The sequence below is a fragment of the Nitratireductor lacus genome (genome assembly GCF_056431025.1).
Map to the genome: position 1 here is coordinate 1 of NZ_JBWKMB010000035.1, position 14562 is coordinate 14562.

Here is a 14562-nt window from a genome sequence, read left to right on the forward strand (position 1 = left end):
GCTTGAACTCGCGGCTAAACTTCCTTCTCTGCATTCACAAACTCCGGTTTCGTCAAAAACACCTTATCTCGGTGTCCACGAAACCGGCAGCAGGCCAAGCTCTTCCTCCTTTTCAAAGAGGTCGAGCTCCATCCTCCCTCATCCTGAGCTTGTCGAAGGACGCACCAGCCGCGCCCCTCGCCTCTGCGCCATGCTCTCACATCCCTCATCCTGAGCCTGTCGAAGGACGCACGAAGCCCATGCCGGCGATCATACCGGCGCGCGCCTCAACGCGGAGCGAGGTCGGAAATCAGGCCGTTCACCACCTCCGCCATCAGCATGGAGGCAGAAAAATCGAACTCGTTGATCGCCACAAACACGCCCACCCCGCGCGTCGGGGCAAAGGCGTGATAGACGAACATGCCCTGCAGGCCGCCCGCCTTCTGCAGGATCAGCGGACGGTCGCCCTCCGGCTGCATCACGATCCAGCCAAGGCCCATCGCGTCCATGTGGCCGGATTCGTCAAACCCGTAGGTGGGATCGAGCGCATCGCGCTGCACATAGGCCGCGTGGTCGAGAAATCGCATCTCCGCCATTTCCGGCGAAAAACGGTCGAGATGCCATTTTAGCCACTTCACCATGTCGTTGGCGGTTGAATAGAGCCCACTCGCCCCCGACATGACAGGCGTGTTGGGCACATCTGGCAGTGGCGAGCCATCGAAATTATGCCCCTGCATCAGTCGATTGCTGTCACTCTCCGAGGGGGCAAAAGTCGTGTCTGTCATGCCGAGCGGCTCCAGAACACGCTCTGCAAGCAGCGCGTCATAGGGTTTGCCGACAGCAGAGCCGAGAGCAGCGGCCAGCATGTCAAAGCCGAAATTGGAGTAGAGCCCGCCGGTTCCGGCTGGAAAGAGCTGCACGCCCTCGGCAAGCGCCTTCTCGTAGGTCTCTTTCGTGAGCGTGGAGAAGGGATCATTCTCCGGACCGGGTTCGCGGTCGACCTCGCGCGGCAGGCCGGACGTGTGTGTGGCGAGGTCAATCAGACGGATCGGCTTGTCGTCCAGCGCCGGAACGGTCACATCCCAGCCGAGGCGATCCTGCAGATGGTCGGTGAATTTCACCGAGCCATCGGCGACAAGGCTCGCCAGCACGGCGCCGGTGAAAACCTTGGTCACGGAGCCGACCCGCATCAGCGTGTCGCCGTCCGGGGTTTTGCCGCTACCCTTCGCGGTTTCACCGAAGCCGAACACGGCGGTCTCGCCATTGCGCACCGCGCCAATCACGAGACCGGGAACATCGGTCTGCAGATAGAGGATCTGGCCGGAGAACTCGACCGCATCGCTCAGCACCCTGTCCTCTGCGAAAGAGGACTGCGCCAGGCCGATCGATCCAGCCAGCGCAAACGCGACAGCCCGAAGACCCCTTCCGTTCCAGTGCAGCATCTCACCCCTCCTCTTTCTGCGCGATGTGGTTCAGGCCCGGCTCACAATCCTCAGCCGAATTTACCGGTGCGCGGAAATCCTTTCGGCGCCATGCGACCGGCGGCAGCGCGGTTGCCCATCCATTCGGTGAGCTCCTCGCGTGTCTTGACGAAGGTCCGGTCAGCCGAATCCTTCCATGAAAGCCCCTCTTCCATGGCGAAGGTCTTGATGTCGGAAACACCTCCATCCTTGTAGCGCTGCAGGCGCACGCCCTTGCCGCGCGACATCTCCGGCACTTCGGAAAGCGGGAAAACAAGCAGCTTGCGGTTCTGGCCGACGACCGCCACATGGTCGCCCAAAACCGGCAGGCAGAGCTTGGCCTCATCCGGTGCCTTCACGTTCATCACCTGCTTGCCCTTGCGGGTGTTGGCGACGATCTCCTTCTCGGCAACGACAAAGCCGTTGCCCGCATGCGATGCGACCAGAAGCCTGCGCTCGGGATCATGCGCGAAGGCCGTCACGATGGCCTGATCGTTCTCCATGTCGACCATGATGCGCACCGGCTCGCCATGACCGCGCCCTCCGGGCAGACGGTCGGCGCCGATGGTGAAGACCTTGCCGCCCGTGGTGAAAAGCAGGATCTTGTCGGTCGTCTGCGCATGGAAGGCGATCTTGAGGCTGTCGCCCTCCTTAAAGGACAGAGACGAGAAATCGGCCAGATGCCCCTTCATGGCGCGGAGCCAGCCTTTTTCGGAGAGAACCACGGTGATCGGCTCGCGCTCGATCAGCGCCTCGTGCACATCTTCCAGATCGTGCTCCGGCGCGTCGGCGAAGGTGGTGCGGCGCTTGCCCAGACCCGGGTTCTTCTCCGGATCGAAGGTCTGGCGCACCTTCGCAACCTCCCAGCGCACCGTCTTCCACTGGCGTGCGGTGGAGGCCAGCAGCGCCTCGATGCCGTCCTTTTCCTCTGAGAGCTTCTCGAACTCCTTGCGGATCTCGAATTCCTCGAGCTTGCGCAGGGCGCGCAGGCGCATGTTGAGAATCGCCTCGGCCTGCGTGTCGGTCAATTCGAACCGCGCGATCATCACCTTCTTGGGCTCATCCTCTTCGCGGATGATCCTGATGACCTCATCGATGTTGAGATAGGCGACCAGATAGCCGGCGAGGATTTCCAGCCGCTTCTCGATTTCGGCGAGCCGGTGGCGCGAGCGGCGCAGAAGCACCTCGCGCCGATGGTCGAGCCATTCGCGCAGCACCTGTTTGAGCGAGAGCACGCCCGGCACCTTGCCGCGCGAAAGCACGTTCATGTTGAGCGGGAAACGGCTTTCCAGATCGGTCAGCTTGAAAACCGATTCCATGAGCAGCTCCGCAGCCACAGTGCGGCTCCTGGGAACCAGCACGATGCGGATGTCTTCCGCGCTCTCATCGCGAATGTCTTCCAGAAGCGGCAGCCGGCGCGAGATGATCAGCTCGGCGATCTTTTCGATCAGCCGCGATTTCTGCACGCCATAGGGGATCTCCGTGACCACGGCCGTCCACATGCCGCGCCCCTGGTCCTCCTTGTGCCAGCGCGCCCGCACGCGGAACCCGCCGCGTCCGGTCGCATAGGCTTCGCGGATCGAGGCCTGATCCTCGACGATGATGCCGCCGGTCGGAAAATCCGGCCCCTTGACGAATTCGAGCAGCCGTTCGGGATCGACGTCCGGATCGTCGATGACGGCCAGCGCCGCATCGCAGACTTCGGCCGCATTGTGCGGTGGGATCGAAGTGGCCATGCCAACGGCAATGCCCGACGAACCATTGCACAGAAGATTCGGGAAAGCGCCGGGGAGCACGGTGGGCTCCTCATCTTCCTCATTGTAGGTCAGGCGGAAATCGACCGCATCCTCGGTGATGCCGGTCAGGATTTCCGAGGCGACCTCGGTCATGCGCGCTTCGGTGTAGCGCATGGCGGCCGCGTTATCGCCGTCGATATTGCCGAAATTGCCCTGCCCGTCGACCAGCGGGTAACGCATGGCAAAGGGCTGCGCCAGGCGCACCAGCGCATCATAGATCGACTGGTCGCCATGCGGATGGAACTTGCCCATCACGTCGCCGACGATGCGCGCGCATTTGGCAAAGCCCTGGTCGGGGCTCAAGCGCAGAAGCCGCATCGTGTGGACAATGCGCCGATGCACGGGCTTCAGCCCGTCACGCACATCCGGCAGAGCGCGGTGCATGATCGTCGACAGCGCATAGGCGAGATAGCGCTCTTCAAGCGCCTTTTTAAGATCGACCGGCTCGACGGCATCGCCGCCGTCGCCACCGGGCGGAAGCAAATCTTTTCCCATGGTTTCGGGTTAGACCAGCGGGCGATTCGCGGCAAGGGGAGAGTAGCGAGTAGCGAGTAGCGAGTAGCGAGTAGCGAGTAGCGAGTAGCGAGTAGCGAGTAGCGAGTAGCGAGTAGCGAGTAGCGAGTAGCGAGTAGCGAGTATGGATTGCCTCAGGCGACGCAGGTGTCCAGCCCTATTCCCTATTCGCTATTCCCTATTCGCTCTCTTCACCATTCGCTCCCTTCACCTCGTCACCTGCGCCAGAAACCGCTCAATGGTCGCCGTGGCGGGGTCGCCCGGCTGGCCGAGCTTGCGGGCAATGGAGCCATGCGTGTAGCGCCCGCCGTCAAAAACGGCCGCACGCGCGCCCCGCGCCTTCAAAAGATTGGCATAGCCATTGGTCAGCGCCTTGCGGCGCGCGCCGTTGGAGCCCGAATGCAGGAAGAGATGCGGCGGGAAGCCAGAGCCACGCCGCGCATAGGTGACGGGCGACCAGCGCACCCAGTCATTGGGATCCGACCCGAAGGCGTTGATATAGGGATAGCCGAGCGAGCCGCGCATGCCGGCATAGGCGACCATGTCATAGGCCTGCACATCGTTGGGGATGACCCCCCGCACGGAGCCCGCAGTATTGCGGGCTGCCGCCATCGCCACCAGATGCGCGCCGGCCGAATGCCCCATCAGCACGATGCGCGAGGGGTCGCCGCCATAGCGCGAAATGTTGGAGCGCACCCACGATATCGCCGCCGAAAGATCATTCACCTGACCGTCAATGGTGGTCTGCGGAACCTTGCGATAGTCGATCGCCACCAGCACATAGCCGCGCGCGGTGAGCCATTCGGGCAGCGAATAGACTTTCTTGCGCGATCCCTTCACCCATCCGCCACCATGGGCGTAAATCACCACGGGCGCCTTGCGGCCGCCGAAGGAGAAGAGATTCATGCGCACCACGCCCGCCTGTGCCGTCCGGCCGGGGCGGTCGGGCGCGTGAATATCCAGTTTCAGGCCGCTCCGGTATGTGATGCCTTCGTGAAGCTCCACCGCCCGGGCGGCAAAGGACAGAAGAATCAGCAGAAAAAACCCGGCTCCAAATCGCCCCAGTGCCCGCATTCCTCACCTCTCCCAGAGATATCTTGATGGCGCATAAACCATTTGAACGCCCGCAAAATTGACACAGGATTGCCCTCAGGTCATCCTCAGACCGCATTTCCCGGCGACCAAGCCGTTGGATGACTGTTACCTTACGCAATTTCAAGGAAATTCCCATGCTCAGCCCTGTGACCAAGCTGAAGTCCCTTTCGCTCGCTGCCCTTCTTTCGGCCACGGCGCTGCAGCCCGCCTGGGCCTGGGAGGCGGAAGAGGTCGCCGCCCGCTACAAGACCCTGCTTGAGGATCAGGGGCTGACGGCAGAATGGACCGGCGTACGCCAGGAAGGCGATTCGATCATTCTCGAGGGTGCATCCCTTGGCCTCGTCGACGTCAAAGCGAAGGTTGAGCTCGGCGATTTTCTGCTGGAGAATGTGAGCGAGACCGACAGCGTCTATGAGATCGGCCGGATCGCGATCGACAGTTTCGAGCAGTCGGAAGGAGGTTTTGACATCGCGCTGAGCGGGCTTTCCATCGAAGGACTCATCCTGCCGAAGGAGGGCGAAAACGCGCCCTATGGCGGCCTGATGCAGTATCGCCGCTTCGCCGTCGACGAAGCGCGCGTGGGCAAGGATGAAGACCCCGTCTTCACGCTCGAATCGCTCAGCGCCGACACCACGCTCGGTGACGGAACCGGTGAATTGTCCTTCGTCGGCGCCGTCGAGAATTTCTGGGTGGATGTCGCAGCACTCGCCAACAACAGCGCCGCGCGTAGCAAGCTCGGTGAATACAGCTACGAGGAGCTTTCGGGCCGCGTCGACATGGCCGGAAGCTGGGCCCTGGAAGATGGCCGCATGAAGATCACCCGCTACGACGTCAAGGTCGAGAACGCCGGCACCCTGGCGATCACGGCGGACATCAGCGGCTACACACCGGAATTCATCCGCACCCTGCAGGAAATGCAGAAGCAGATGGAAAGCGCCACGGAAGAACAGAAGCAGGCGCAGGGGCTTGCCATGCTCGGCCTCATGCAGCAGCTCAGCCTGCACGGTGCGTCGATCCGCTTCTCAGACGCTTCCCTGACAGGCAAGGTGCTCGCCTATGCGGCGGAGCAGCAGGGCGTCCAGCCGGAAGACGTGGCCAATCAGGCCAAGGCGATCGTGCCCCTCATGGCCGGTCAGTATCTCGGCCCGGACCTGACGCAGAGCCTGTCCAGGGCCGTCACCGCCTATCTCGACAACCCGCGCAACATCACGATCAGCGTTGCACCGGAGGAAGGCATTCCGTTCGCCGTTCTGATGGGCACCGCGATGGGCTCACCCGAGGCGCTGGCGAAGCAGGTGGGGCTTTCGATTACGGCGAATGAGTGAATGGCGAATAGCGAATAGCGAATGGCGAATAGCGAATAGCGAATAGCGAATAGCGAAAAAAGGGTTGCAAGCCGTGTAAGGCCTGCAACCCCTTTCTTTTTGCGACCAGCTATTCGCTACTCGCTACTCACTATTCGCTCACTCAATCCTTCTTGACCGGCGCAAGCCGCAGGTTCAATTCGCGAAGCTGTGCGGCGCTCGCCTCCGAGGGGGCGCCCATCAGGAGGTCCTGTGCCTGCTGGTTCATCGGGAACATGGTGATCTCGCGCAGGTTCTTCGCGCCAAGCAGCAACATCACGATGCGGTCGATGCCGGCCGCCATGCCGCCATGGGGCGGCGCGCCATACTGGAACGCGCGGTAGAGGCCGCCGAAACGCTCTTCCACATCCTGCTGTGTGAAGCCGACCTTCTCGAACGCCTTGACCATGACCTCAGGCAGATGATTGCGGATGCCGCCCGAAGCGATCTCGAAACCATTGCAGACGAGATCGTACTGGTAAGCCTTGAGCGCGAGCGGATCCTCGCCCTCGAGCCCCTCCAGACCGCCCTGCGGCATGGTGAACGGGTTGTGGCCGAAGTCGATCTTTTTCTCGTCCTCGTTCCACTCATAGAAGGGGAAGTCGACAATCCAGGCGAGCTTGAACTGATCGCGGTCGACCAGATCGAGCTCTTCGCCGGCCCGCGTGCGGGCGGCGCCTGCAAAAGCGGCGAATTTCTTCGGGTCGCCTGCAGCGAAGAAGCAGGCATCGCCGTCCTCAAGGCCAAGCTGGGTGCGGATCGCCTCGGTGCGCTCCGGGCCGATATTCTTGGCGATGGGGCCGGCGCCCTCAAGTCCCTCGCCTTCCTTGCGCCAGAAGATATAGCCGAGCCCCGGCTGGCCCTCGCCCTGCGCCCAGGAGTTCATGCGGTCGCAGAAGGCTCTGGAGCCGCCGGTGCGGGCAGGAATGGCCCACACTTCGGCCTTTTCGTCATTGGCGAGAATGTTGGCGAAAACCTTGAAGCCCGAGCCACGGAAGTGCTCGGAGACGTCTTCCATCTCGATGGGGTTGCGCAGATCCGGCTTGTCGGAACCGTATTTGCGCATCGCCTCGTCATAGGGAATGCGCGGGAAGACGTCCGTCACCGGCTTGCCATTGGCAAACGTTTCAAAGATGCCGCGCATGACCGGTTCCATGGTCTGGAACACGTCCTCCTGCTCGACGAAGCTCATTTCCAGGTCAAGCTGGTAGAATTCGCCCGGCAGGCGGTCGGCGCGCGGGTCCTCGTCGCGAAAGCAGGGCGCGATCTGGAAATAACGGTCGAAGCCCGACACCATGATCAACTGCTTGTAGATCTGCGGCGCCTGCGGCAGGGCGTAGAACTTGCCCTCGTGAAGACGCGACGGCACGAGGAAGTCGCGCGCGCCCTCGGGCGAGGAGGCCGTCAGGATCGGCGTCGAATATTCGGTAAAGCCCGCCTCGCCCATGGCGCGGCGCATCTCGGCGATGATCTTCGTACGCTGGACGATGTTCTTGTGCAGCGTGTCGCGGCGCAGGTCGAGGAAGCGGTATTTGAGGCGAATGTCTTCAGGATAATCCGGCTCGCCAAACACCGGCAGCGGCAGTTCCTTCGCCTCGGAAAGCACTTCGATCGCGCGGGCGAAAATCTCCACCTCACCGGTCGGCAGGTTCTTGTTGATCGTCTCGTCTGTGCGTGCCTTCACCTCGCCATCGACACGGATCACCCATTCGCCACGAACGCTTTCGGCCGTCTTGAACGACGGAGAATCGGGATCGGCGACGATCTGCGTCACGCCGTGATGATCGCGCAGATCGATGAACAGGAGGCCGCCATGGTCGCGCACGCGATGCACCCAGCCGGACAGGCGCACATTCGTGCCCACGTCGGATTTTCTGAGTTCGGCGCAGGAATGGCTGCGATAGCGATGCATGGTCATATCATCCGTGTCTTGGAATTCGTGCTCGGGAGAGGCCGGAACCGTCCCGGAAGGTCGGCGCGAAAAGCGCATGAGAGGTACGATTTGTCAAGGTGTGGGACCGGAAGCGCCCGGGACCGTCTCCACCGTCAGGCCTTTTCGCCCGGAACGAGCGCGCGCGTGTCATCGGTTTCGGTCCACCAGTCGCCAAGCGCATCGATCAGCGGCACGAGATCGAGCCCCGCCCTGGTCAGATCGTACTCGACCCGCAGCGGGTAACCGTCGAACACCGTGCGCTCAACGATGCCGGCCTGTTCGAGCTTGCGCAGTTCCAGCGAAAGCATCCGGTGGGACACGGTCGGGTTGTCGCGCTGCAACTCGCTGAAGCGCTTCGTGCCCTCCTTCAGATAGTAGATGAGCAGCGTCGGCCAGCGGCCGCTCAGCACGCGCATCACCTCTTCGATGGGACAGCGCGAAACCAGATCTTTCATGGCGAGGGTCCAGTCCGGGGTTACAAAAAAGTGCGTAATTTACATGGGGGCACAAGCCGCTAGGTTCCAGCCTCGCTGCGCGGCGTGATCACCGAGAAATCACGGAGAACGACAAATGGAACCGATTCTTGTCTATGGCTTCCCGGCGGGAAGCTCCATGGGACTTGTGGCCGCGCTGGAATGGCTTGGCAAACCCTACAGGCTCTGCCGGGTCGATATGCTCGGCGAGATGCGCGAGCCTTCCTATGCGCGGATCAACGCCCGGCATGAGACCCCGGTGCTCATCACCGATGCGGGCGCGCCACTGAGCGAAACGATGGCCATCGCCGCGTGGCTGGAAGCGCGCGATGACGAACGCCGCATCAGCTTCGCGCCGCGCTCAGCCGAGGCAGACCGCATGCACCAGATCATGGCCTATGTGAATACGGGCTTCACCTCGGCTTTCGGCCCCCTGTGGGCCGCCATGGAGATGGAAGAGCTCGCCCCGCAGACAAAGGAAGCCCTGCGCGCCTTCGGCCGTGACGCCGTCATCGAACGTCACGACAGGCTCGAGGCGATGGTCGGCGACGGGCCGTTTCTCGTTGGAGAGCGCCCTTCGCTCGCCGACGGTGTTCTCGTCGGCGTCGCCCGCTGGCTGGATTTCCACGAGGTGGCGTCCACGGAACGCTGGCCGAAGCTTGCCGAAATCCGCCGCCGGATCGAGGCCGAGCCCGCCGTCGCCTATGCGCTCGCGCTCGAAAGCGGAGAGGATGCCGGCGGTTCCGGTGTCTGTCTTGGGCACGTGCCGCTGCACGAGGTGATCGAACGGTACGGAAAATAGGACGCACGCGGGCAGCGGACATGCTGAACTGGTCGCTGCCCGCTTCACGTCAATCCCGTCTCGTGGAGCGCAGATAGCGCTCCACCGCGTCGCCCAGGCCGAGTTCGCGCAGGAGCCGGATGAAATAGTCCCGCAATCCCGCTTCGCTCTTCGCGCCGGGCTTTAGAAGCAGTTCATGCATGAGCGCACCGCTGAACATGTCCTGAAACATGTCTGCGTCCGTCCCGGGGGAAAGCGCGCCTTCGCTCCTTGCGCGCTCGAGAATGATGTTGAACGCGGCGCGGCGCGGCGCAATGTGAACCTCCCAGTAGATCTCGAGCAGGCCCGGCGCGTCCGGCACCGAGCCTATGATGCGCGCCAGAAGACGGCGGGCGTCGAGCTCCACCCAGGCTCTGGGTCCGTGGTCGATCATCATGCCGATCAGCGTTTCGAGCGGCAGTTGCTCCCACGGGCCGAAATCCTGCTCGGCATTCTCCTTCAAACGCCCGAGCGCATCGGCAATCAGCGTTTCGCGGGACGACCAGCGACGATAGATGGTGGCGCGCGTCACCCCTGCCTCGCGGGCGATCTTCTCGAAGCTCGCCCCGTCCAGCCCGCTGGCCACGAAAAGCTTCAGGGCAGCGTCGAGTATGGCCGCGTCCGTCCGAGGGTCGCGCGGTCGTCCGGGTCCGCGCGCCTTCTGCACCTTGTTCCTGCCCGCCTCAGTCAGCACCGTCTCCTTCACCAGTCGCAGTCGCCGGTTGCGCCAGATCAATGCGGGGCACGGGCGCGCTGCGACAAGGTTATTGTACAGGCAGAATTATTTATATACAATTCTGTATCGTATTTATAATGCCGCATCGGGCGGCTGTCCGGGAGAGTGATGTGAAGCCCCTCCGCCTCCTTTTCGCGGCCGCCGTGCTGGCTGCCGCCGCCGGCGCCGCCTTCTGGTATTACGGAAGGCCCGAAGCGGTTTCCGTCGCATACCCTGAGCAAGGCAGTGCCGCCGAGATCGTCTTCGCCTCCGGCGTGGTGGAGCCCCGAAACTGGGCCAAGGTCACGTCGCTGGTGCGCGAGCGGATCGTCGAGGTCTGCAACTGCGAGGGAGCCCGCGTGGCGAAGGGCGACGTGCTGGCGCGTCTCGATGCCAGCGAAGCCGAGGCCACGCTCACCGAGCTCAGGGCGCGGCAGAAACTTGCCGTCGACGAGCGCGACCGCCTGACACTTCTGGTCGAACGCAATGTCACCAGCGTCACCGCCCTGGAGCGCGCCCGCGCCGAGGTCAGCCAGGTGGAAGCGCTGATCGCCGGCCAGACCGCACGTCTCGAAAACTACGAGCTGCGCGCGCCCGGCGACGGTCTCATACTGCGTCAGGATGCCGAGGTGGGTGAGATCGCGGAGCCAGGCAACGTTCTGTTCTGGGTCGGGCGGCCGCACCCGCGCATCGTCATTGCCGAGGTCAATGAAGAGGACATTCCGCGTGTCGTAGCCGGCCAGCGTGTTTTGATCCGGTCCGATGCCTTTCCACGCAGCGAACTTGAAGCAACGGTGGACAGCATCACCCCCAAGGGCGACCCCGTCACACGCACCTACCGGGTGCGGCTTGCCCTGCCGGAGGACACGCCGCTGATGATCGGCATGTCGGTCGACGCCAACATCGTCACCCGTGTGGTCGAGGACGCTCTTCTGGTGCCCGCGCTCGTGCTTGACGGCGACACGCTGTTTATCGTTGAAGATGATGTCGCGCGCAGGCGGACCGTGGAAACCGGCATACGCGGCACGGAGCGGATCGAAATTCTCTCCGGTATCGATGCCGGCGCGCAGATCATCAGCCCCTACCCCGACGGGCTCGAAGACGGCGCCCGCGTCTCCGTCGAGAGCCGCTGACATGCGTCTCATCCTCGACATCGCCGTCACCCACATTCTCGGGCGTGGCCGCCAGACACTGGTGGCGGTCGTCGGTGTGGCTGTCGGGGTCGGCTTTTCCATCGCCATGGCGGCTCTGATGCAGGGCGGGCAGGACGATTTCGTCGAACAGCTTATCGATACCATGCCCCATGTGCAGATCACCGACGAGCAGCGCAGCACGCGGCGCCAACCGGCCGAGACCGAGTTTGACGCCGCCGCGATCTCCGGCATCCGTCCGCCCGACGACCGGCGCGGCATCATCAACCCCACCGCTGCCATGGCATGGCTCACAGGCTGGGTGCCCGGCAATCTCGCGCAAAGCCTCAGAACCCAGGGCGTGGTGCGCTATCAGGGCCGCGAGGCCGGGGCGGCTTTCGTCGGCGTCGAACCCGAGATGGAGCGTGCAATCTCGCCAATCGTCGAGGATTTCACGGAAGGCAGCTTTGCCACGCTTTCGCAGGGCGGCAACAATCTGGTTGTCGGCGACCGCATGGCAGAGAAACTGGGCGCGGGGCTCGGCGACACCGTCACCGCCGTCTCGTCGTCCGGCCTGTCGCGGAATTTCCGCATTACCGGCCTGTTCCACACCGGCACCACCGCCCGCGACGAGGGCCAAGCCTACCTGCTTCTGAAGAACGCGCAGATTCTTTCCGAGCGCCCCAACGCCATCAACGACATTCGCATCAAGCTCCACGATCCCTATGCGGCCCGCGAGGCTGCACGGCGCATCGAGGCAGAACTCGGCTACAAGGCGGTTTCCTGGCAGGAGGCCAATGAATCGATCATGGAAGCCTTCGTGGTGCGGAACGTGATCATGTATGCGGTCGTTGCCGCCATCCTTCTCGTCGCCGGTTTTGGCATTTTCAACATCGTGTCCACCATTACCCATGAGAAGGCGCGCGACATCGCCATCATGAAATCCCTGGGGTTCAGCCGCAGCGACATGCAGCGCATGTTCGTCATCGAAGGCATCGCCATCGGCGCGGCAGGCTCCCTTCTTGGCTGGGGGCTCGGCTTTGCCCTCACCTATGCGCTCGCCTCCATCCGCTTCGAGCTCGACGCCGGCGGGCAGGAAATAACCGAACTCCCCATCGCCTGGAGCGCGCTGCACTATGCCATCGCCTCCGGATTCGCGCTCGGCTCGGCTGCCGTGGCAGGCTACCTGCCGGCCCGCAAGGCAGCGCGCCTCAATCCGGTCGATATCATCCGGGGCGCCACATGAGCGCGTTGCTTGAAGCCGAAAACCTGACGCGCATCCTGCCCGAAACCATCCCGGTCACGCTGGTCAGGGATGTATCGCTTACGATTGCCGAGCGCGAATTCGTGGCCATCACCGGCCCGTCCGGGTCCGGCAAATCCTCGCTCCTCTATCTTCTGGGCCTGCTCGATCGGCCAACGAGCGGCACGCTCACCATCGAGGGGCGCGACACGGCACCGATGAGCGATGGCGAACTGGCACGCACGCGGCTCGAAATGATCGGCTTCGTCTTCCAGTTTCACTTCCTTTTGCCGGAATTCAGCGCCCGTCAGAATGTGGAAATCCCCATGCGCAAGCTTGGCCGGCTTTCGCGCAGGCAGATGCGCGATCGTGCCGGCGAGCTTCTCGCCATGCTTGGCCTTGAAGATCACTGCGAAAAGAAGCCATACCAGCTTTCGGGCGGCCAGAGGCAGCGCGTCGCCGTCGCCCGCGCGCTCGCAAACGATCCGCCCATGGTGTTTGCCGACGAGCCGACGGGCAGCCTCGATTCGAAAAGCTCCGAACAGGTGTTTCAGACCCTGCGCGATCTCGTCACCGAACGCGGCAAGACAGTGGTCGCCGTCACGCACGATCTCGACATGGCCGCACGCATGGACCGGCGCATCCACCTGGTGGACGGTATGCTGGCCGACGCCGTTGACGATTGACCCTAGCGGGGCCTGCACCGAACTGGGACCATCGGCCCGGCCCTCTGGCCCAAGAGAATTGGCACAGAGCAACCTATAGCTCGATGATGAACGGTGCGACCTGCCGCGCCTCCCAGCCCGGGCCTCCACCATGTCCAGCCTTCGCCCGCTGATCCCGCTTCTCATCGCCGCTGGCATCCTGTTGGCCGGCAACGGGCTTCAGGGCACGCTGATCGCGCTTCGCGGCGCCGCGGAGGGCTTTTCCGAAACCACGATCGGCCTGATGGGCAGCGCCTATTTCGCGGGCTTTCTGATCGGCTGTCTCTATGTGCCGCGTCTTCTGCGCGCGGTGGGACATATCCGTGCCTTTGCGGCCCTTGCGGCGCTGGGCGCCGCCGGCGCGCTCCTACTCGTGCTCTTCGTCGATCCACTCGCCTGGATCGCCGTGCGCTTTCTCTCGGGCATCTGCTTTTCGAGCCTGTTCACCACCATCGAAAGCTGGCTCAACTCGGCTGCGCAGAACACCAACCGCGCCCGCGTTCTGGCCGTCTACCGCATCATCGACATCGCCGCCGTCACCGGCTCGCAATACATGCTCCCGGCACTCGGCATCGAAGGCTTCGTCACCTTCGCCGTCATGGCCATGATGATCACCCTGTCGCTGGTGCCGGTGTCCATGGCCGACCGGTCCAACCCCCGCCCGCCGGCCGAGCTGCGCCTTGATCTTGCCGCCGTCTGGCGCATCTCGCCGCTGGCGGCCTTCGGCTGTTTCGCCGTCGGCCTCACCAACAGCGCCTTCCGCATCGTCGGGCCGATCTACGGCCAGTCCATCGGCCTCAGCGTTTCCGAGATCGCCACCTTCATGAGCGCCGGCATCGTCGGCGGTGCGGTGATGCAATATCCGCTGGGTGCGCTCTCCGACCGTCACGACCGCCGAATGGTTCTTCTGGGCACCACAATCGGCGCGCTCGTCGCGGCCCTTGCCATCGTCTGGTTCGCCGGCGACAGCCGCAGCGCCAACATGTTGCTCGTCTTCCTGTTCGGCGCTTTCGCCATGTCGCTCTATTCGCTGTCGGTCGCCCACGCCAACGACCACGCCGAGAAAGACCAGTTCGTGCAGCTCGCAGCCGGCCTCCTGTTCTTTTATTCGCTGGGTGCGATGGCGGGGCCCCTGCTCGCCTCTCTGCTCATGCAGCGCTTCGGCCCGCATGCCCTCTTTTCCTACACGTCCATCGTCTATGCCGTGCTGATCGGCGTCACGCTCTACCGCATGAGCGTGCGGCCCTCGGTTCCCGCTGCCCGCCGCCGCCGCTTTGCCGCACTTCTGCGCACCTCGCCCGTCTTCATGCGCATGGCGCGCCGCAGCCGCAACCATCGCTCCGCGGGCGATACATAGG

Annotated in this window: 12 protein-coding genes; 6 read left to right on the forward strand and 6 right to left on the reverse strand. The window is 63.4% G+C overall.

The features are described 5' to 3' along the window. Positions 1-266 precede the first annotated feature (266 nt). The 3 genes from ampH to AC07E3_RS20435 all read right to left on the reverse strand — a co-directional run bounded on the left by ampH (position 267) and on the right by AC07E3_RS20435 (position 4822). Positions 267-1421, reverse strand: a complete 1155-nt coding sequence (gene ampH / locus AC07E3_RS20425) for a D-alanyl-D-alanine-carboxypeptidase/endopeptidase AmpH (protein ID WP_478364491.1) — start codon at positions 1419-1421, stop codon at positions 267-269. A 50-nt stretch (positions 1422-1471) separates the two neighbouring features. Next, the gene (gene parC, locus AC07E3_RS20430) at positions 1472-3730 is read right to left on the reverse strand and encodes a DNA topoisomerase IV subunit A (RefSeq protein WP_478364493.1); all 2259 of its coding nucleotides are present in this window, start codon (positions 3728-3730) and stop codon (positions 1472-1474) included. A 225-nt stretch (positions 3731-3955) separates the two neighbouring features. Then, on the reverse strand, positions 3956-4822 hold the full coding sequence (locus tag AC07E3_RS20435; protein WP_336065424.1) for an alpha/beta hydrolase: 867 nt from the start codon (positions 4820-4822) through the stop codon (positions 3956-3958). A gap of 155 nt (positions 4823-4977) precedes the next feature. Here AC07E3_RS20435 and AC07E3_RS20440 point away from each other — a divergent pair, with 155 nt between their 5' ends. Next, entirely contained in the window at positions 4978-6168 is a 1191-nt protein-coding gene (locus tag AC07E3_RS20440; RefSeq protein ID WP_336065427.1) for a hypothetical protein, read from the forward strand. Positions 6169-6310: 142 nt separating this feature from the next. On the opposite strand, the gene aspS is transcribed toward AC07E3_RS20440, so the two are convergent. Continuing rightward, positions 6311-8098, reverse strand: coding sequence for an aspartate--tRNA ligase (gene aspS, locus AC07E3_RS20445; protein ID WP_322339309.1), 1788 nt, complete (start codon positions 8096-8098; stop codon positions 6311-6313). Between the two features lie 134 nt (positions 8099-8232). After that, a complete protein-coding gene (locus AC07E3_RS20450) occupies positions 8233-8574 on the reverse strand; it encodes a winged helix-turn-helix transcriptional regulator (protein ID WP_007010394.1) in 342 nt (113 codons plus the stop codon). A 115-nt stretch (positions 8575-8689) separates the two neighbouring features. On the opposite strand from AC07E3_RS20450, the gene AC07E3_RS20455 reads away from it, so the two are divergent. Beyond that, complete coding sequence (locus tag AC07E3_RS20455) at positions 8690-9394, forward strand: glutathione S-transferase family protein (RefSeq protein WP_478364496.1); 705 nt, start codon at positions 8690-8692, stop codon at positions 9392-9394. Positions 9395-9443: 49 nt separating this feature from the next. On the opposite strand, the gene AC07E3_RS20460 is transcribed toward AC07E3_RS20455, so the two are convergent. Then, positions 9444-10106 carry a TetR/AcrR family transcriptional regulator gene (locus AC07E3_RS20460; RefSeq protein ID WP_478364498.1) on the reverse strand — a complete coding sequence of 221 codons (663 nt, stop codon included), beginning with the start codon at positions 10104-10106 and terminating at the stop codon, positions 9444-9446. Positions 10107-10225: 119 nt separating this feature from the next. Here AC07E3_RS20460 and AC07E3_RS20465 point away from each other — a divergent pair, with 119 nt between their 5' ends. The 4 genes from AC07E3_RS20465 (at position 10226) to AC07E3_RS20480 (ending at position 14561) form a co-directional block, all read left to right on the forward strand. Beyond that, positions 10226-11260: an efflux RND transporter periplasmic adaptor subunit gene (locus AC07E3_RS20465; protein ID WP_478364500.1), complete on the forward strand. Its 1035-nt coding sequence runs from the start codon at positions 10226-10228 to the stop codon at positions 11258-11260. 1 nt (position 11261) lies between these two features. Beyond that, a complete protein-coding gene (locus AC07E3_RS20470) occupies positions 11262-12503 on the forward strand; it encodes an ABC transporter permease (protein ID WP_478364502.1) in 1242 nt (413 codons plus the stop codon). Further along, on the forward strand, positions 12500-13186 hold the full coding sequence (locus AC07E3_RS20475) for an ABC transporter ATP-binding protein (protein ID WP_478364504.1): 687 nt from the start codon (positions 12500-12502) through the stop codon (positions 13184-13186). Before AC07E3_RS20470 ends, AC07E3_RS20475 begins: the two co-directional genes overlap by 4 nt. 130 nt (positions 13187-13316) lie before the next feature. Continuing rightward, positions 13317-14561 carry an MFS transporter gene (locus AC07E3_RS20480; RefSeq protein ID WP_065817729.1) on the forward strand — a complete coding sequence of 415 codons (1245 nt, stop codon included), beginning with the start codon at positions 13317-13319 and terminating at the stop codon, positions 14559-14561. Position 14562: the final 1 nt, after the last annotated feature.